The following is a 16,356-nucleotide window of genomic DNA, read 5'->3' on the forward strand; positions in this document are numbered from 1 at the left end:
CAATCCTTAGCCCCGGTCGGATATCAATTTTCCGACCAGTTGTGCAGTGTAGTCCACAATCGGCACGATCCGCCCATAGTTGAGCCGCGTGGGGCCGATGACCCCGACCGCGCCGACAATCTTTCGATCAGCGTTCATATAGGGAGACACCACCAAAGAGCTACCCGAAAGTGAAAAGAGTTTGTTCTCTGACCCGATAAAAATGCGAACTCCGTCGCCTTCTTCGGTCAGTTCGAGGAATTCAGCGATGTCGCGCTTGCGTTCAAGGTCATCAAACAGGCTGCGGATGCGTTCAAGATCCTCTGCTTCCGACTCATCTTCGAGGAGATTCGCGCGGCCCCGGACGATCAGCCGTTCGTAAGGGCTGCCCTCGCCCTCCCAAAGCGCCATGCCGTTTTCGACGAGGTCGCGGGCCAGCACGTCGATTTCCTGACGGCGGCGTTTGATTTCATGTTCGACGGCCTTGCGCAGATCGGACAGGGTTTTACCCTCGGCCAGCGCATTGAGGAAATTCGCAGCCTCGCGCATGGATGACGGGGTTTGCCCGACCGGCGGGGTGAAAACGCGGTTTTCAACGTGGCCGTCGGCAAAAACCAGCACGACCAGCGCGCGGTCTGCGCCAAGGTGGACAAATTCGATGTGCTTGATCGGGGCCTCATGTTTCGGGGCTAAAACAAGGCTCGCCCCATGTGTGAGGCCCGAAAGCGCAGAGCCGATCCGATCCAGCATTGATCCGACATCGCGTTCGTTCGACCCCATCGTCGCGTCGATCTTTTCGCGGTCGCCCATCGAAAGATCGCCAACCTCAAGCAAGCCATCGACAAACATCCGCAAGCCCTGCTGCGTCGGCACCCGCCCCGCCGAGATATGCGGGCTGTCGAGCAGACCAAGAAATTCGAGGTCTTGCATCACGTTGCGCACGGTCGCCGCGCTGACCTTTTCCGACAGAACACGCGTCAACGTGCGAGAGCCCACAGGCTCCCCGCTTTCGATGTAGCTTTCGACGACGCGGCGAAACACTTCGCGCGAGCGGTCGTTCATTTCTTCCAGAATGGTCTGGCTGTCGGTCATAGCCTATCCGATATATGCGCTGTGCCATTAAAATCCATGTTGCGGCGGCGTCAATCCTGCTTGCGTTCCCGGCAGGCGGGCAGGTATCCCCGGTGCAACCCGAAAGAAAGGATCTGTCATGCGCCCCTCTGGCCGCGAAACCAACGAAATGCGCCCCGTTTCCATCGAAACAGGCGTGACGAAACATGCCGAAGGGTCTTGCCTGATCAAGATGGGCGAAACCCATGTGCTGTGCACTGCATCGCTTGAATCACGGATACCGCCGTTTCTGAAGAACTCCGGCCTTGGCTGGGTCACTGCGGAATACGGGATGCTGCCCCGCGCAACCCACACACGGATGCGGCGTGAGGCGGCGGCAGGCAAGCAAGGCGGGCGCACCGTTGAAATTCAACGTCTGATCGGGCGCAGCCTGCGGGCCGGAGTGGATCGCGTCGCGCTGGGCGAACGCCAGATCACCATCGACTGCGACGTGATCCAGGCGGATGGCGGCACCCGTTGCGCGTCAATCACCGGCGGCTGGGTCGCGCTGCGGCTGGCGGTCAACGCGTTGATGAAATCGGGTGAGGTGATTTCCGACCCGCTGATCGCGCCGGTGTCGGCAATCAGTTGCGGCATCTATGCCGGGCAGCCGGTGCTTGACCTCGACTATCCCGAAGATTCCGAGGCGGGCGTTGACGGCAACTTTGTCATGGCCGGGCCGTCGAAATTGATCGAAGTGCAGATGTCCGCCGAGGGCGCGACGTTTTCCCGTGACCAGATGAACGCGCTGATGGACCTCGCCGAAAAGGGCGCGGCGGAACTCAACGCCGCGCAATTGGCGGCCACCAGCTGATGCGGCGCTTTAGTGACAAGACACTTGTCGTTGCCACCCATAACGCGGGCAAGCTGACCGAGATCGCAGCGCTGCTCAAGCCCTACGGCATCAAGGTCGTGTCCGCCGGAGAGCTGGGTCTGGATGAACCGGAGGAGACCGAAGACAACTTCGCCGGCAACGCCCGGATCAAGGCGCATTACGCCGCGCGCGAAAGCGGTTTACCCGCGCTGTCGGACGATAGCGGGATTTCCGTTGACGCGCTGGGTGGCGCGCCGGGGGTCTACACGGCGGACTGGGCCGAAACGCCAAATGGCCGCGATTTCGCGATGGCGATGGAAAAGGTCTGGGAGAAGCTCGAAGCGCTGAACGCACCCGAACCCCGGACCGCGACGTTCAACAGCACGCTTTGCCTCGCGTGGCCCGACGGGCACGAAGAACTGTTCGTCGGTAAGGTCGATGGGCGACTGGTCTGGCCAATGCGGGGCGATCGCGGCTTTGGCTATGACCCGATGTTCCTGCCGAATGGCGAGGTTGAAACCTTTGGCGAAATGGACCCCGACAAGAAACACGGGATGAGCCATCGGGCCGACGCGTTCCGCAAACTTGTCGATGCGTGCTTTGACTGAAGACTGGCAGAATGGGGGCTTCGGCCTCTACCTACATTGGCCGTTTTGCCAGTCGAAATGCCCCTACTGCGATTTTAATTCCCATGTGTCTGAATCGATAGATCAGACCCGGTGGAAGGCGGCGTATCTGTCCGAAATTGAACGCGTCGGCGCGTTAACCGAAGGCCGTGCGCTGAACACGATCTACTTCGGCGGCGGCACACCCAGCCTGATGGAGCCTGACCTTGTTGCCGCGATTCTGCAAAAAGTGCGCGAGACCTGGGCGCTGGCGAACGACGCGGAAATCACGCTGGAGGCGAACCCCGGATCGGTGGAGGTTGACCGCTTTCGCGGGTATCGCGACGCGGGAGTCAATCGAGTGTCGCTGGGCGTTCAGGCGCTGGATGACGCGGCGCTGCGTAAACTCGGGCGGCTTCATTCGGTGGCAGAGGCAACCGCGGCGCTGGGTGTAGCGCGTGAGGTGTTTGACCGGGTCAGTTTTGACCTGATCTATGCGCGGCAGGATCAGACGCTTGAAGCTTGGCGCAACGAATTGACAACAGCCTTGTCATTTCAGCCTGACCACCTGTCGCTGTATCAACTGACCGTCGAAGACGGCACCGCCTTCGGTGACCGCTTCGCACGGGGGCGTTTGCCGGGGCTGCCCGCCGAAGATACCGCCGCCGACATGTATCACCTGACGCAAGCGCTTTGCGCCGATGCCGGCCTGCCCGCTTACGAGGTGTCGAACCACGCTGCGCCCGGCAATGAATCGCGGCACAATATGATCTACTGGCGCTATGGCGATTATGCCGGGATCGGGCCGGGTGCGCATGGGCGGCTGACCTTGGGTGGCGAAAAGCGCGCGACGGAAACACATCTGATGCCGCAAAGCTGGCTAAACGCGGTCGAACAAAACGGCTCCGGCGAGACGGGCGGCGCAATCGTTCCGCAAAGCGAACAAGCGGCGGAATATCTGATGATGGGTCTGCGTGTGGCCGAAGGTGTCGATACCGCGCGATATGCAGCAATGGCGGGCGCACCGGTTGATCCGGGCAAAATCGCCGAGCTGGCCGATCTGGGTCTGGTCGAAAATTCGGGGCAAACGCTCCGCGCCACAAATAACGGTCGGGCGATCCTAAACGGCGTGTTGCGCACGCTGATGGCGGACGCCTAGATGCGCTGGGTCTGGGCGATTTGCGGAATGGTCTCTCTCGCGCTTGGGTTTGTCGGCATGGCAGTGCCGTTCTTGCCGACGGTGCCACTGCTGCTGCTCACCGCGTTCTGTTTCGCGCGATCGTCCGAGCGGTTGCATAATTGGCTGGTCACCCATCCCGTGCTTGGCCCGCCGATTGAGGATTGGAACCGCAGCGGCGCGATCAACCGACGCGCCAAGAAGATCGCGACCGTGTCGATTGCCATCGCCTTTATCATTCCGCTGACTATGGGCGTGCGACCGCTGGTCCTGACGATTCAGGCGGCGGTGCTGTGCTGCGTTCTGATCTTTATCTGGACTCGTCCCGAGGCATAGCCGTCAGCACGCGGCAAATCTCATCCAGATCATCAAGCGATTTGTAGCGGATCGTGACATTCCCCGCCTCCTGCCCCGGCTTGTGATCGACGGTGACTTTCATGCCGAGGTTGGCGGACAGGTCGCCCTCAAGCGCCTTGGTGTCGGCGTCTTTTTCTGTGGTGCGCGTTTTCGCTTTTGGCGTCGGTGACGTCGGTTGCTTTGCCAAACGCTCCGTCTCTCGCACCGATAGGCCGCGATCGACGACCTGTTTGGCAAGGCTGGAGGGATCGTCCGTCGTAATCAGCGCGCGGGCATGGCCGGCGGACAGCGCGCCGGAGCGCAAGTAGGCCAGCACATCTTCCGGCAGCTGCAGCAGGCGCATCAGGTTGGCGATGTGGCTGCGGCTTTTCGACAGCGCGGTCGCGAGCTTTTCCTGAGTATGCCCGAATCGATCCATAAGCTGGCGATAGCCCATCGCCTCTTCAACCGGGTTAAGGTCGGCGCGCTGAATATTCTCAATAATCGCGATTTCCAGCACTTCGGTGTCCGAAAATTCGCGGATCACCACCGGCACTTCATGAAGCTGCGCCATCTGCGCTGCCCGCCAGCGACGTTCTCCCGCGACAATCTGGTAATCGCTTGATCTTGCTGGGTTTTTCCGAACAATCAGCGGCTGGATGATGCCTTTTTCTCGAATCGATGCGGCGAGCTCTTTCAGGTCGTCTTCGGAAAATTCACGCCGGGGCTGGTCCGGGTTTGGTTCGATCTTTTCAATCGGAATCTGATCGTCTGCCCGGCGCGGCTGCGGTTTGGTGTCGCCCGACGTTTGCTCTGCCACGTCAACATCGGCCATCAGCGCAGACAGCCCGCGCCCCAGGCCCCGGCGTTCCTGTTTTTTGTCTGCCATGTCCCTACCCCTACCTTACGCTTTGACCAATTTATGTCGCTTTGAAAGCTCGCTCGCCAGCGCCCGGTAGGCCTGGCTGCCCTTCGATGTCGGATCGTAGTCCAGCACCGGCATGGCGAATGACGGCGCCTCGCTCACACGGACGTTCCGGGGGATGACGGTTTTGAACACGAGATCGCCGAGGTTTTCGCGCGCGTCGTTTTCAACCTGCCGCGACAGGTTGTTACGGCTGTCATACATCGTCAGCACAACGCCTTCGATCCTGAGGTTCTTGTTTGCGGTCTGACGCACTTCGCGGATCGTCAGCATCAGTTGCGACAAGCCCTCCAACGCGAAAAATTCGGACTGAAGCGGCACTAGAACGGAATGCGCGGCAACCATCGCGTTGACCGTCAAAAGGTTCAGCGAGGGCGGGCAATCAATCAGGATATAATCAAAGCCAAACCCATCAATCGCCCTCTGCCGCAGCGCATCGTGAAGAAGGAAAAGCCGCTTTTCGTTCGAGTAAAGTTCAATATCCGCAGAGCTGAGGTCGGTCGTTGCCGGGATGATGGACAGCCGTTTCAGTTCCGTCTTTTGCACCACATCTTGTAGTGACGTATCGCCAAGCAACAGATCGTAGGTCGTAAATTTGCGCCGATCCGAATCCACCCCAAGCCCGGTCGAGGCGTTCCCCTGCGGGTCAAGATCGACCAGCAGCACCTTTTTCCCAATCTTCGCCAGCCCCGCGCCAAGGTTTATGGCGGTCGTCGTCTTGCCAACCCCGCCTTTCTGGTTCGCGACAGCAATAATTCTCGCCCCATGTGGGCGCGTGGGGTCAGACACGGGTGATGCCTCCGATTTTCAAAATTGCCGCGTTGGCGTCTGTCTTGCTGGGGAAACTTTCGACGACAAAGCGCCAGGATGCAAGCGCCTCGTCGACCTCTTCCTGCGCTTTGGCGCCTTTCGGGAAAAGCGCGATACCCTCGGCGGCGAGGTGCCGCTCAGCATAATTCAGCAGGGCTTTCAGGGGCGCGAGGGCGCGGGCGGACAAGATATCAACGTTCAGCGCCGCGACAGCTTCGATCCGGTCGGCAACAACTGCGACAGTCAGCCCCATCTCTCGCGCCGCTGATTGTAAAAACGTCGCCTTCCGCTGATCGCTTTCGACGAGGGTGATCGCCATGTCAGGCGTCCGATCCTTCGCAATTACCGCGACGACCAAGCCGGGGAATCCTCCGCCCGCGCCTAAGTCGGCCCAGTGCGATACCCCCTCTGGCGCCAGATCGAAGACCTGCGCCGAGTCGAGGAAATGCCGCGTCCAAAGATGATCGAGCGATGAGTTCGACACCAGATTTATTGCCGGATTCCACTTTTTCAGCAGATCGGCGTAAATCGCCAAACGCTCCATTGTTTCACGTGAAACATTCGCAAGTCGTTGAAATTCTTCCGTTCCGGTCACGGGCATCAGGCGCTTTGCTTCCTCCGGCCCTGCCGAAGCTTTGCCATGATGACGGTGAGGCCCGCCGGGGTCATTCCGTCGATCCGCGCGGCGTGTGCCAGCGTTTGCGGCTGCGTCTTGATGAGCTTCGCTGTCAGCTCGTGCGACAGGCCTTGAAGGTCCGAGTAATCGAAATCTTCGGGGATCTTCTGGTCTTCGTCCCGCTGCATCGCATCCACATCGCGCTTTTGCCGGTCGATGTAGCTTTCGTAAAGTGCGTCGCGGGCAAGCTGTTCGCGCGTTTCATCGTCAATTTCAGCCAGTGAGGCGTCGTGTTCGCAAAGCTGCGAAAAGCTGACGCCCGGGAAAGCCAGCAGGTCGTAGCCCGTGCGGCGAACGCCATCCTGCTTGATCTTCACGCCTTGCGCGGCAAGCGCCGTTGGCGTGAGGCTAAGCGCACCGAGTTTTTCGCGGCCAGATGTGAGGCGCTCCATCTTCTCAGAAAACCGCGCCCGGCGATCTTCGGGCACACAACCAAGCGCAATCCCAAGCGGCGTCAGTCGTTGGTCCGCGTTGTCGGCACGAAGCGAAAGCCGGAACTCCGCCCGCGATGTGAACATACGATAGGGCTCCGTCACGCCGCGCGTCACGAGGTCATCGATCATCACGCCGATATAAGAGGTGGTGCGGCTAAACTTTGCCGCATCGCGCCCAGACACCATCAACGCGGCATTCAGGCCCGCGACGAGGCCTTGGGCCGCAGCCTCCTCATATCCCGTCGTGCCGTTGATTTGCCCGGCAAGGAACAGCCCCGGCACTGCGCGGGTTTCCAGCGTGGCCCGTAGCGCGCGGGGATCGACATAATCGTATTCGATCGCATAGCCGGGTTGCAAAATCTCAGCGTTTTCAAGGCCTTTGATGGATCGAACGTAGTCTGTCTGAACCTCGGCCGGCAGCGAGGTTGAAATGCCATTCGGATAAATCGTGTCGTCGTTCAGCCCCTCGGGTTCGAGAAAAACCTGGTGGGAGGTCTTCTCCTCAAACCGCACAACCTTGTCTTCGATCGAAGGACAATAGCGCGGCCCGACGGAGTCGATTCGCCCGCCATACATCGCGGATCGGCCAAGGTTTTCACGGATAATTTCATGCGTCCGCTCATTCGTATGGGTGATCCCGCAAGAGATCTGCCGCGCCGCTGGCGCATCGGACATGAAGGAAAATAGCGTCGGGACATCGTCGCCCGGCTGCATCTCAAGTCCGTCCCAGTTGATCGACCGGCTGGACAGGCGCGGCGGCGTTCCGGTTTTAAGCCGCCCGAGGTCGAGGCCGAAACTGTCAATGCGCTCCGCAAGCCGGACAGACGGCTTATCGCCGATCCGCCCACCGGGGCGGGACACATCGCCGATATGAATAACGCCGCGCAAGAACGTGCCGGTTGTCAGAATGACTGCCCGGCTCCGCAACTTGGCCCCGTCCGCCAGAACGATTCCGGCGGCGCGGTCACCGCCCATGATAAGGTCAACCACCTCACCAGAAACAACGGTGATATTTGGGGCGGCGGCGATTTCATTCTGAACGGCCTGCTTATACAGCGCCCGATCGACCTGCGCGCGCGGGCCTTGAACGGCTGGGCCTTTGCGACGGTTAAGCAGCCGGAACTGGATGCCAGACGCATCCGCAGCTTCACCCATGACGCCGCCAAGCGCATCTATCTCTCTGACAAGATGGCCTTTTCCAAGGCCGCCAATCGCCGGGTTGCAGGACATGACGCCGATGGAATCCACGCCAAGCGTGACCAGCGCGGTGCGCGCACCCATCCGGTTCGCAGCAAGGGCCGCGTCTGCTCCGGCGTGGCCTCCGCCGACCACGATGACGTCAAAATCCAAATGTTTCACGTGAAACATCCTCTATTTTCCAAGGCAGAAGCTGGCGAAAATCTCGTCCAGAATGTTTTCTACATCGACACGACCGATCAATGAATCAAGGGCCCGGATCGCTGATCTGAGGTCTTCTGCCGCCAGTTCTGCGCGTTCTGAACCGCTGCTTACCTCATCCTGCGCTGATTCTAAAGCCTCCGCCGCGCGAGAGATTGCGATTCTGTGTCGTTCACGCGTAGCGATGGCTGCCGTGGCCGCGCGCGCTTCGAGGATTGTGGTAATCCGCGCGACCAAATCCGAAACACCCTGCCCGGTTTTGCCGGAGATGGACGGGCCATCGCCGCGCCCAAGATCACCCTTTCCATCAAGAACAATATCGTCGCCACTTGGTTCAAGTTCTGAGAACGAACTGTCGCCATCCATCAGGAAAACACGCAAATCTGCCGCCTTCGCCCGCTCAATCGCCCGCGCAATGCCGATACCTTCGACATGGTCGTCCGTGGCGCGCAGGCCGGCTGTGTCGAGGATTGTGACGGGCAGGCCGTTGAGGTCCATCCGCACCTCAATCACATCGCGGGTGGTTCCGGCGAATTCCGAGGTGATCGCAGCCTCTCGCCCGGAAAGCGCGTTGAGGAGTGTGGACTTTCCAACATTCGGCGGGCCGACAATCGCGACCTCAAACCCGTCGCGGATACGTTCAGCGATGCGGGAGCCATCCACCTCCTCAATCAACTCCGCCCGGACAGCCCCAATCAGGTCGAGGACTTCAGGCGAGACATCCACAGGCACATCTTCATCAGCGAAATCAATCGTCGCTTCCATCAAGGCTGCGGCGCGGATCAATTGGCTGCGCCATCCTTCAGCGCGGGCGCCAAGCGCGCCAGACAAAACCCGAAGCGCCTGCTTGCGCTGCGCCTCAGTTTCGGCATCGATCAGATCGGCGAGACCTTCGACCTGGGCAAGGTCAAGCCGTTCATTTTCAAGCGCACGGCGGGTGAATTCGCCCGGTTCAGCCAAGCGCAAACCATCGCGACCAGACAGGTCGCGCAGGACAGCGGCAACGGTGGCTTGACTGCCATGCAGATGAAGCTCCACAACCTCTTCGCCGGTAAAGCTGTGGCCGTCTTCGAACCACAGGATCAGCGCCTCATCCAGACGCCCGCCCTCATCATCCCGGATTACGCGGAGCGTCGCGACACGCGGTGTAGGAATCTCGCCCGCTATATCGGCCGCCACAGCACGGGCGCGCGGCCCGGAGATCCGAACCACGGCGACGCCCGCCTTGCCGCGGGCGGTTGCAAGGGCGTAGATCGTATCCATCTATTTAACTATCTGTAATTAAACGATAATTTAGGTGTTCATGGAATCGAAGAACTCTGAGTTCGTCTTGGTTTGCTTCAGCTTCGACAGCAGGAATTCGATGGCATCCGTGGTCCCCATCGGGTTCAGAATCCGACGCAGAACAAAGGTTTTTTGCAGGTCGATCTTGTCGATCAGCAGGTCTTCTTTTCGGGTGCCGGATTTCAGAATGTCGATGGCCGGGAACACGCGCTTGTCGGAGACTTTCCGATCCAGCACGATTTCAGAGTTACCGGTGCCTTTGAATTCTTCAAAGATCACTTCGTCCATCCGGCTGCCGGTATCGATCAGCGCGGTCGACACGATGGTGAGCGATCCACCCTCCTCGATATTCCGGGCGGCACCAAAGAAGCGTTTGGGGCGCTGCAGGGCGTTCGCGTCGACACCACCGGTCAGCACCTTACCCGAGGAAGGCACAACGGTGTTGTAAGCGCGGCCAAGGCGGGTGATGGAGTCGAGCAGGATCACAACGTCGCGCTTGTGTTCGACCAGTCGCTTCGCTTTTTCGATCACCATTTCCGCAACCGCTACGTGACGGGTCGCGGGTTCATCAAAGGTGGAGGACACAACCTCCCCCTTCACGGAACGCTGCATGTCGGTGACTTCTTCCGGGCGTTCGTCGATCAGAAGCACGATCAGGTAACATTCCGGGTGATTGCGTTCGATCGAATGTGCGATGTTTTGCAAGATCACGGTTTTACCGGTGCGCGGCGGTGCCACGATCAATGACCGCTGGCCTTTCCCGATTGGCGCGACCAGATCGATCACGCGGGCAGTTTTATCTTTGACTGTCGGATCCTCAATCTCAAGCTTCAGACGCTCATCCGGGTAAAGCGGTGTGAGGTTGTCGAAGTTGATCTTATGCTTGGCCTTTTCCGGTTCCTGGAAGTTGATCGCCGTGACGCCCGTCATGCAGAAGTAGTTTTCATTGTCGCGCGGCGCTTGAATGACACCTTCAACGGTATCCCCGGTGCGCAGCGAAAACTTCCGGATCATGTCAGGCGAAACATAGATGTCATCCGGACCGGGCAAATAGTTCGCCTCGGGCGAGCGGAGGAAGCCGAAGCCGTCCTGCAAAACCTCAAGCACGCCATCACCGCTGATTTCCCAATCTTCGTCGGCGCGTTCCTTGAGGATGGCGAACATCATGTCGCCCTTCCGCATGGTGGACGCGTTTTCAATCTCAAGCTCTTCGGCCATCGAAAGAAGGTCTTTCGGCGTGTGGGCTTTCAGCTCTGCAAGGGACAGGCGTTCTTGGGTCATATCAAACTCTCGGACCTCGCCTGACGGCGATGGAATATTTTCTGAATGGGAATCTACCCAGCCGGACGGCTGGTTTGGATGTTAGATAAGCGTCACGGGTGTTTAAGTCAATCGACCTCAGAAGGGTCGCGCGATGACTGATACGACGATGACAATCAGCAACAGGGTCGGCACCTCGTTCATCAAGCGATAGCGTCGCCCGGTCACGGTGTTTTCGCCGCGCAGGAAATCCTTGCGCCGATAGCCAAGCCAGTGATGGAACCATGTCATAGCCAGAACCGCGGCGGCCTTGGTCCAGGGCCAGATGGCCGACCAATCGACAACACCGGGGGTAAAGACCAAAAGCAGGCCAAAGACCCACGCGGCAGTCATCGCCGGGTTCATGATGACCCGCAGCAGTTTGACTTCCATCTTCTGAAACAACGCTTCGGTGGTTGAGCCCTGTTCGACCTCTTCAACGTGATAGACAAACAGGCGGGGAAGGTAGAACAGCCCGGCCATCCAAGCGATCACCGAAATCACATGGAGCACTTTGGTCCAGGGATATAGATCAATAAGAAGGTCAGACATTCCGGTTATCCCCATACACGGTCTGCGCCCTTCTAATAATAATTATATATAAAAGAAAAGATGATGATTTTGTAGGGAGGCCGAAATCTTGGGATTAAAGAATCCTCCACAGAGTCATGCAGAAGGTTCTTTGATGGGGATAAAATTGGGATAAGTTCCTGAGGTATTGGATAATTCTGTAAATATGAACAATATCAGTGGATTAGTATATTGCACCTGTGAATGAAACCGTGTGGGAATTTCTGGGCAAAACGCTATACGCACACTCTGCACAGATCAGATTTATCATTATCCACCGTGGATAAATCACCCCGTAATCTTGCCAAATAGCCGCACTTCCGGCAGAGCGGAGAGATATCCCCGATTTGGCCAAAACTTCACACACATCCACCCCAAGCGATCCACAGGTTCACGCACATGTCCGCGCCCATCATCCTCGCCTCTGGTTCGGAGATCCGCCACCGGCTGCTGCAAAACGCAGGCGTTCCGCATCGCGTTGAGGTCGCCCGTGTCGATGAAGAGATGATCCGCGATTCGATGTTGGCCGAGGGGCTGCCGCCGCGCGACATTGCGGATGCGTTGGCCGAACAGAAAGCGCGGAAGGTTAGCCAGAAAGAACCGGGCGCATTGGTGATCGGCTGCGATCAGGTTCTGGATTTCGACGGCAAGATTCTTGCGAAACCCGAAACACCCGACGTGGTGAAAGATCAACTAAGGGCTTTGCGTGGCAAACGGCATATGCTTCTATCGGCCGTCGTGATCTATCAGGATGCCAAACCCGTCTGGCGACACATTGGTCAGGTGCGCTTGCAGATGCACAATATTTCTGATGCGTTTATCGACGACTATGTCGCGCGAAACTGGGATAGCATTCGCCACTCCGTCGGCGGATACAAAGTCGAAGAAGAGGGCGCGCGGTTGTTTTCGCGCGTCGATGGCGATTTTTTCACCGTTCTGGGGCTGCCGCTTTTAGAGCTTTTGTCATATCTTACACTTAGGGGAGAGTTGACGAGATGAGTGATACCGCGATTCCATTGGCCGGCGTAATCGGCTCGCCAATCGAACACAGCAAGTCGCCGGCACTTCACGGGCATTGGCTGAAGCGTTACGGAATCAACGGCCATTACATTCCGATGAATGTCGCCCATGACGATCTGGCCGAGGTGATCGAACTGCTGCCGCGTCTGGGATTTGTCGGCGTCAACGTGACGATCCCGCATAAAGAGGCGGTGCTTGAGCTTGCAGATCTTGTTACCGACCGTGCCTCATTGATCGGCGCTGCAAATACGCTCATTTTCCACAAAGACGGACGGGTTCACGCGGATAACACTGACGGTTACGGATTTGTCGAAAACCTGCGCCAAGGGGCGCCGGGCTGGTCGGCAGCAGATGGACCGGCGGCGGTGTTTGGCGCAGGCGGCGCTGCGCGCGCGGTGATCGCGTCGCTGTTGGAAACCGGGGCAGAGGAAATCATGCTCGCCAATCGAACGCGATCCCGCGCGGATGCGTTACGCAGCGAATTTGGCCAGCGCGTTCACGTGTTTGAATGGGTTCAGGCGGGCAATATGCTTGAGGAAGCGGCGACCGTGGTCAATACCACATCGCTAGGCATGGTCGGAAAGCCGGAACTGAGGGTGCCGCTTGACGGACTGCGCAAGGATGCGACGGTGACGGACCTTGTCTACGCCCCGCTGGAAACGGCCTTTCTGGAAACTGCGCGGGAAAAGGGGTGTCGGACTGTCGATGGGCTGGGCATGTTGTTGTTCCAAGCCGCCCCGGCGTTTGAACGTTGGTTCGGGCAACGCCCCGATGTTGACGCCCAGACCCGCGATGCGGTCTTGTCCGCATGAGTCGACCGTTCCTGATCGGGCTAACCGGTTCAATCGGAATGGGAAAATCGACGACGGCCAGGATGTTTGCCGACGAAGGTGTTGCGGTCTGGGATGCGGATGCCGCCGTGCACCGGCTCTACGACAAAGGCGGCGCGGCGGTGCCCGAAATCGCAAATCTACATCCAGATGCGGTGATCAATAGTGCCGTCAGCCGCGCGGCGCTGAAAGACTGGATCGCCAAAGATCCAACCGCCCTTCGACAAATCGAAAGCGTCGTTCATCCCCTTGTCGCCGCCGACCGCGCGGAGTTCATCGAGGCCGCGGAGAGCGACATCGTCCTGCTCGACATCCCACTGCTGTTTGAAACCGGCAGCAGTGCCGATATGGATGCGGTTGTCGTCGTCACAGCCCCGGCCGATGTTCAGCGGTCGCGGGTTCTGGAGCGTCCGGGCATGACCGAAGCGCAGTTTGACGCGATTCTTGTCAAGCAACTGCCCGATGCCGAAAAGCGCCGCCGTGCGGATTACATTGTTGAGACCGTGACGCTTGAAGCGGCGCGGGATGCTGTGCGACATATCGTAGACCAAATCAGGAGACAGCAGACCGATGCGTGAAATCGTCCTCGACACCGAAACCACCGGGTTTGAGCCTGAGCAAGGCGACCGGATTGTCGAAATCGGCGCGGTTGAGCTGCTGAACCACGTTCCGACCGGGCGCACCTATCACCAATATATCAACCCCGAACGCGCCATGCCGAATGAAGCGTTCGAGGTTCACGGGCTGGGCGACGAATTCCTTGCCGATAAACCCGTGTTCAAAACCATCGCGCAGGCTTTCGTGGATTTCATCGAAGACTCGCGCCTTGTGATTCACAACGCAGCCTTTGACATGAAGTTCCTGAACGCCGAACTGAAATGGGCTGGTCACCCGCAACTGCCGATGGAACAGGCGCTGGATACGCTGGCCATCGCACGGCGGAAATTCCCCGGCTCCCCGGCGTCGCTGGATGCGCTGTGCCGTCGTTTCGGTATCGACAATTCATCGCGCACGCTGCACGGCGCGCTGCTCGACTCCGAAATTCTGGCCGAAGTTTATCTGGAGCTGATCGGCGGGCGGCAACCCGACTTTGGCTTGGCAAGCGGTGGCGGTCAATCGACCGGGCCGGGTGGCGAAACCGAATGGCGTCCGCAACAGCGGCCAAGCCCGCTGCCGCCTCGGATCACCGAGGATGAGGCCGCCGCCCATGCCGCGTTCGTGGCGGAAATGGGCGACGGTGCTTTGTGGAAAAAACTGTCTTAAGACACGTTGGTGTCGGCTTTTTCAGCCTCGGCCCGCCGTGCAAGCTCCTGACGATACAGCGCCACGAAATCGATGTTTTCGAGGTTCAACGCCGGGAAGCCGCCATCGCGGGTTACGTCGCTGACGATGCGGCGCACGAACGGGAACAGCATCCGCGGGCATTCGATCAGCAGATAGGGATGTAGCTGTTCTTCGGGCACGTTTTCGACGTGGAAGATGCCGCCATATTCAAGCTCCATCAGGAACAGGGGCTGGCCCTTGTCCTTGGTTTTGGAGTTGATCGTGAACTTCGCGATAATCTCATACTGATGTTCGACGCTGCGTTTCTTTGCGTCGAGGTTCACCTGAACCTGAATGTCCGGCTGAACGTCGCCCTGAATACCTTTTTGCGCGACGATATTCTCAAAAGACAGATCGCGGACGAACTGGCCCAAGACCTGCATTTTTACCTGCGCGGGCTGTTCTGCCGCGCCGTTTTCGTTTTCGGCCATTCTATACTCCCGATGGCGATGAGGTTGGCGGGGTATCTAGCAGGTCCGGGTTTCGGCCTCAATGCTTTGTCCAGCCAGACGGGCCGTGGGTCGGCTTTTTCGGCGGCTGAACCTCTTGAAAATCACCGTCGATGATATCCGGGTCTTGCGGATGCGGGCGGTGCGGGTCCGGTTGATCCGGTCCCATCGAAAAGCTCTGCACTTTGACGCGGGCGCGCAGATAGCGATACGCGGCGCGGCGGAACGGCGGGAACAGCAGCAAAAAACCGACCGTGTCGGTGAAGAATCCCGGTGTCAGCAATAGCGCCCCGGCGATCAGGATCATTGCGCCATGCGCCAAAGGTTCGGTCGGGTCGCGCAGTTCAGAGAACGATCCGCGCAGTTCATTGATCGCCAGCGCCCCCTGCGTGCGCACCAGCCATGTGCCAAGAACCGCTGTCAGAACAACAATCGCAAGCGTCGGGAACAGCCCGATTGCCCCGCCCAACTGGATGAACAAGGCGATTTCAATCAGCGGAACCGCGATAAAGATTAGCAACAACCACATATGACCCTCTTTTCCGGCGCGTCGTGAGGTGGACTTGGACCGACCCACGCCCTACATATGAACGGTGAACACGTGTTACCATCCTTTCGTGAGGTCCGAATGAGCTCTTCTGCGATCCAACTGCTGGTTTTGGCCGGCGTTGCCATATTTCTGATCCTGAAGCTGCGTGGTGTGCTTGGCACCCGCGAAGGGTTTGAAAAACCGGCAATCCGTGCCGATGACACTGTAACCCAGCGCCGCGCTGGGCTTGAGGTGATTGAGGGCGGGCCAGACCGCGACATCACGGACCATGTGGCCGAGGGCAGCCCCGAGGCCGAAGCGCTTGCCGCGATGAAAGAGGCAGAGCCGGGCTTTAACGTCGGCGAATTCCTGCAAGGCGCGCGTGGGGCCTACGAAATGATCCTGATGGGGTTCGAACGTGGCGATATGGATTCGCTGCGGCCTTTCCTGTCGGACGATGTCTTTGACAGTTTTGTCGATGTCGTCGCGGCACGCGAGGATAAGGGCCTGACCATCGACGCCGAATTCATCGGTGTGCGCGAGGTTGCGGTGATCGACGCGAATTTCGACCAAAATTCCCGCGAGGGCGAGGTGAAAGTTCGCTTCGCTGGTGAACTCACGTCGGTCGTGCGCGACAGTGGCGGCGACATCGTCGAAGGCAAACCGCACGAGATTAAACGCCAGAAAGATATCTGGACCTTCGCCCGCAAGATGGGAACGAACGATCCGAATTGGTTGCTGGTCGCCACCGGGGAATGATGCGTGGGGTGTGGTCGGCGCTTGTCCTG

General features: G+C 58.9%; 19 protein-coding genes. 9 read left to right on the forward strand and 10 right to left on the reverse strand.

The window, feature by feature from the left end; translation table 11 throughout:
* Nucleotides 1-6: 6 nt before the first annotated feature.
* Nucleotides 7-1,071, reverse strand: coding sequence for a heat-inducible transcriptional repressor HrcA (gene hrcA, locus ACEWPJ_RS00220; RefSeq protein ID WP_416510143.1), 1,065 nt, complete (start codon nucleotides 1,069-1,071; stop codon nucleotides 7-9).
* Between the two features lie 118 nt (nucleotides 1,072-1,189).
* Here hrcA and rph point away from each other — a divergent pair, with 118 nt between their 5' ends.
* The 4 genes from rph to ACEWPJ_RS00240 are packed head-to-tail and all read left to right on the forward strand — an operon-like array spanning nucleotide 1,190 to nucleotide 4,021.
* A complete protein-coding gene (gene rph, locus ACEWPJ_RS00225; RefSeq protein ID WP_416510144.1) occupies nucleotides 1,190-1,903 on the forward strand; it encodes a ribonuclease PH in 714 nt (237 codons plus the stop codon).
* Complete coding sequence (rdgB, locus tag ACEWPJ_RS00230) at nucleotides 1,903-2,511, forward strand: RdgB/HAM1 family non-canonical purine NTP pyrophosphatase (RefSeq protein ID WP_416510145.1); 609 nt, start codon at nucleotides 1,903-1,905, stop codon at nucleotides 2,509-2,511. Before rph ends, rdgB begins: the two co-directional genes overlap by 1 nt.
* Nucleotides 2,495-3,667: a radical SAM family heme chaperone HemW gene (gene hemW / locus ACEWPJ_RS00235; RefSeq protein WP_416510146.1), complete on the forward strand. Its 1,173-nt coding sequence runs from the start codon at nucleotides 2,495-2,497 to the stop codon at nucleotides 3,665-3,667. The genes rdgB and hemW overlap by 17 nt, the downstream gene beginning before the upstream one ends.
* Complete coding sequence (locus ACEWPJ_RS00240) at nucleotides 3,668-4,021, forward strand: YbaN family protein (protein WP_416510147.1); 354 nt, start codon at nucleotides 3,668-3,670, stop codon at nucleotides 4,019-4,021.
* Here ACEWPJ_RS00240 and ACEWPJ_RS00245 read toward each other — a convergent pair.
* From ACEWPJ_RS00245 to ACEWPJ_RS00275, 7 genes are all read right to left on the reverse strand, one after another.
* A complete protein-coding gene (locus tag ACEWPJ_RS00245; protein WP_416510148.1) occupies nucleotides 3,996-4,910 on the reverse strand; it encodes a ParB/RepB/Spo0J family partition protein in 915 nt (304 codons plus the stop codon). The genes ACEWPJ_RS00240 and ACEWPJ_RS00245 overlap by 26 nt on opposite strands.
* A 15-nt stretch (nucleotides 4,911-4,925) precedes the next feature.
* Nucleotides 4,926-5,735 carry a ParA family protein gene (locus ACEWPJ_RS00250; RefSeq protein ID WP_416510149.1) on the reverse strand — a complete coding sequence of 270 codons (810 nt, stop codon included), beginning with the start codon at nucleotides 5,733-5,735 and terminating at the stop codon, nucleotides 4,926-4,928.
* Nucleotides 5,728-6,300, reverse strand: a complete 573-nt coding sequence (rsmG, locus tag ACEWPJ_RS00255; RefSeq protein WP_416510150.1) for a 16S rRNA (guanine(527)-N(7))-methyltransferase RsmG — start codon at nucleotides 6,298-6,300, stop codon at nucleotides 5,728-5,730. The genes ACEWPJ_RS00250 and rsmG overlap by 8 nt, the downstream gene beginning before the upstream one ends.
* 56 nt (nucleotides 6,301-6,356) lie before the next feature.
* Nucleotides 6,357-8,234, reverse strand: a complete 1,878-nt coding sequence (gene mnmG / locus ACEWPJ_RS00260; RefSeq protein ID WP_416510151.1) for a tRNA uridine-5-carboxymethylaminomethyl(34) synthesis enzyme MnmG — start codon at nucleotides 8,232-8,234, stop codon at nucleotides 6,357-6,359.
* A gap of 3 nt (nucleotides 8,235-8,237) precedes the next feature.
* Nucleotides 8,238-9,527 (reverse strand): tRNA uridine-5-carboxymethylaminomethyl(34) synthesis GTPase MnmE, encoded by a 1,290-nt coding sequence (gene mnmE / locus ACEWPJ_RS00265; protein ID WP_416510152.1) that lies wholly within the window; start codon nucleotides 9,525-9,527, stop codon nucleotides 8,238-8,240.
* Nucleotides 9,528-9,557: 30 nt separating this feature from the next.
* Nucleotides 9,558-10,829, reverse strand: a complete 1,272-nt coding sequence (gene rho / locus ACEWPJ_RS00270; protein ID WP_416510153.1) for a transcription termination factor Rho — start codon at nucleotides 10,827-10,829, stop codon at nucleotides 9,558-9,560.
* A gap of 117 nt (nucleotides 10,830-10,946) precedes the next feature.
* On the reverse strand, nucleotides 10,947-11,399 hold the full coding sequence (locus ACEWPJ_RS00275; protein WP_416510154.1) for a CopD family protein: 453 nt from the start codon (nucleotides 11,397-11,399) through the stop codon (nucleotides 10,947-10,949).
* A gap of 417 nt (nucleotides 11,400-11,816) precedes the next feature.
* On the opposite strand from ACEWPJ_RS00275, the gene ACEWPJ_RS00280 reads away from it, so the two are divergent.
* The 4 genes from ACEWPJ_RS00280 to dnaQ are packed head-to-tail and all read left to right on the forward strand — an operon-like array spanning nucleotide 11,817 to nucleotide 14,530.
* The gene (locus tag ACEWPJ_RS00280; RefSeq protein WP_416510155.1) at nucleotides 11,817-12,416 is read left to right on the forward strand and encodes a Maf family protein; all 600 of its coding nucleotides are present in this window, start codon (nucleotides 11,817-11,819) and stop codon (nucleotides 12,414-12,416) included.
* Nucleotides 12,413-13,249 carry a shikimate dehydrogenase gene (locus tag ACEWPJ_RS00285; RefSeq protein ID WP_416510156.1) on the forward strand — a complete coding sequence of 279 codons (837 nt, stop codon included), beginning with the start codon at nucleotides 12,413-12,415 and terminating at the stop codon, nucleotides 13,247-13,249. Before ACEWPJ_RS00280 ends, ACEWPJ_RS00285 begins: the two co-directional genes overlap by 4 nt.
* On the forward strand, nucleotides 13,246-13,845 hold the full coding sequence (coaE, locus tag ACEWPJ_RS00290; RefSeq protein WP_416510157.1) for a dephospho-CoA kinase: 600 nt from the start codon (nucleotides 13,246-13,248) through the stop codon (nucleotides 13,843-13,845). The genes ACEWPJ_RS00285 and coaE overlap by 4 nt, the downstream gene beginning before the upstream one ends.
* Nucleotides 13,838-14,530 (forward strand): DNA polymerase III subunit epsilon, encoded by a 693-nt coding sequence (dnaQ, locus tag ACEWPJ_RS00295; RefSeq protein ID WP_416510158.1) that lies wholly within the window; start codon nucleotides 13,838-13,840, stop codon nucleotides 14,528-14,530. The genes coaE and dnaQ overlap by 8 nt, the downstream gene beginning before the upstream one ends.
* Here the strand turns inward: dnaQ and secB are convergent.
* Both secB and ACEWPJ_RS00305 read right to left on the reverse strand, forming a co-directional pair.
* The gene (gene secB, locus ACEWPJ_RS00300; RefSeq protein ID WP_416510159.1) at nucleotides 14,527-15,021 is read right to left on the reverse strand and encodes a protein-export chaperone SecB; all 495 of its coding nucleotides are present in this window, start codon (nucleotides 15,019-15,021) and stop codon (nucleotides 14,527-14,529) included. The genes dnaQ and secB overlap by 4 nt on opposite strands.
* 58 nt (nucleotides 15,022-15,079) lie before the next feature.
* Nucleotides 15,080-15,568, reverse strand: a complete 489-nt coding sequence (locus ACEWPJ_RS00305) for an FxsA family protein (protein WP_416510160.1) — start codon at nucleotides 15,566-15,568, stop codon at nucleotides 15,080-15,082.
* Nucleotides 15,569-15,667: 99 nt separating this feature from the next.
* Here ACEWPJ_RS00305 and ACEWPJ_RS00310 point away from each other — a divergent pair, with 99 nt between their 5' ends.
* Entirely contained in the window at nucleotides 15,668-16,327 is a 660-nt protein-coding gene (locus tag ACEWPJ_RS00310) for a Tim44/TimA family putative adaptor protein (RefSeq protein WP_416510161.1), read from the forward strand.
* Nucleotides 16,328-16,356: the final 29 nt, after the last annotated feature.

It is taken from the genome of Aliiroseovarius sp. YM-037 (assembly GCF_048060095.1).
Lineage (GTDB): Bacteria > Pseudomonadota > Alphaproteobacteria > Rhodobacterales > Rhodobacteraceae > JBLUOA01.

What these genes read in the sequence shown, in the direction of transcription:
- hrcA (WP_416510143.1), bottom strand. Translation starts at nt 1,071, where the DNA reads ATGACCGACAGCCAGACCATTCTGGAAGAAATGAACGACCGCTCGCGC.
- rph (WP_416510144.1), top strand. Translation starts at nt 1,190, where the DNA reads ATGCGCCCCTCTGGCCGCGAAACCAACGAAATGCGCCCCGTTTCCATC.
- rdgB (WP_416510145.1), top strand. Translation starts at nt 1,903, where the DNA reads ATGCGGCGCTTTAGTGACAAGACACTTGTCGTTGCCACCCATAACGCG.
- hemW (WP_416510146.1), top strand. Translation starts at nt 2,495, where the DNA reads ATGCGTGCTTTGACTGAAGACTGGCAGAATGGGGGCTTCGGCCTCTAC.
- ACEWPJ_RS00240 (WP_416510147.1), top strand. Translation starts at nt 3,668, where the DNA reads ATGCGCTGGGTCTGGGCGATTTGCGGAATGGTCTCTCTCGCGCTTGGG.
- ACEWPJ_RS00245 (WP_416510148.1), bottom strand. Translation starts at nt 4,910, where the DNA reads ATGGCAGACAAAAAACAGGAACGCCGGGGCCTGGGGCGCGGGCTGTCT.
- rsmG (WP_416510150.1), bottom strand. Translation starts at nt 6,300, where the DNA reads ATGGAGCGTTTGGCGATTTACGCCGATCTGCTGAAAAAGTGGAATCCG.
- mnmG (WP_416510151.1), bottom strand. Translation starts at nt 8,234, where the DNA reads ATGTTTCACGTGAAACATTTGGATTTTGACGTCATCGTGGTCGGCGGA.
- mnmE (WP_416510152.1), bottom strand. Translation starts at nt 9,527, where the DNA reads ATGGATACGATCTACGCCCTTGCAACCGCCCGCGGCAAGGCGGGCGTC.
- rho (WP_416510153.1), bottom strand. Translation starts at nt 10,829, where the DNA reads ATGACCCAAGAACGCCTGTCCCTTGCAGAGCTGAAAGCCCACACGCCG.
- ACEWPJ_RS00275 (WP_416510154.1), bottom strand. Translation starts at nt 11,399, where the DNA reads ATGTCTGACCTTCTTATTGATCTATATCCCTGGACCAAAGTGCTCCAT.
- ACEWPJ_RS00280 (WP_416510155.1), top strand. Translation starts at nt 11,817, where the DNA reads ATGTCCGCGCCCATCATCCTCGCCTCTGGTTCGGAGATCCGCCACCGG.
- ACEWPJ_RS00285 (WP_416510156.1), top strand. Translation starts at nt 12,413, where the DNA reads ATGAGTGATACCGCGATTCCATTGGCCGGCGTAATCGGCTCGCCAATC.
- coaE (WP_416510157.1), top strand. Translation starts at nt 13,246, where the DNA reads ATGAGTCGACCGTTCCTGATCGGGCTAACCGGTTCAATCGGAATGGGA.
- dnaQ (WP_416510158.1), top strand. Translation starts at nt 13,838, where the DNA reads ATGCGTGAAATCGTCCTCGACACCGAAACCACCGGGTTTGAGCCTGAG.
- secB (WP_416510159.1), bottom strand. Translation starts at nt 15,021, where the DNA reads ATGGCCGAAAACGAAAACGGCGCGGCAGAACAGCCCGCGCAGGTAAAA.
- ACEWPJ_RS00305 (WP_416510160.1), bottom strand. Translation starts at nt 15,568, where the DNA reads ATGTGGTTGTTGCTAATCTTTATCGCGGTTCCGCTGATTGAAATCGCC.
- ACEWPJ_RS00310 (WP_416510161.1), top strand. Translation starts at nt 15,668, where the DNA reads ATGAGCTCTTCTGCGATCCAACTGCTGGTTTTGGCCGGCGTTGCCATA.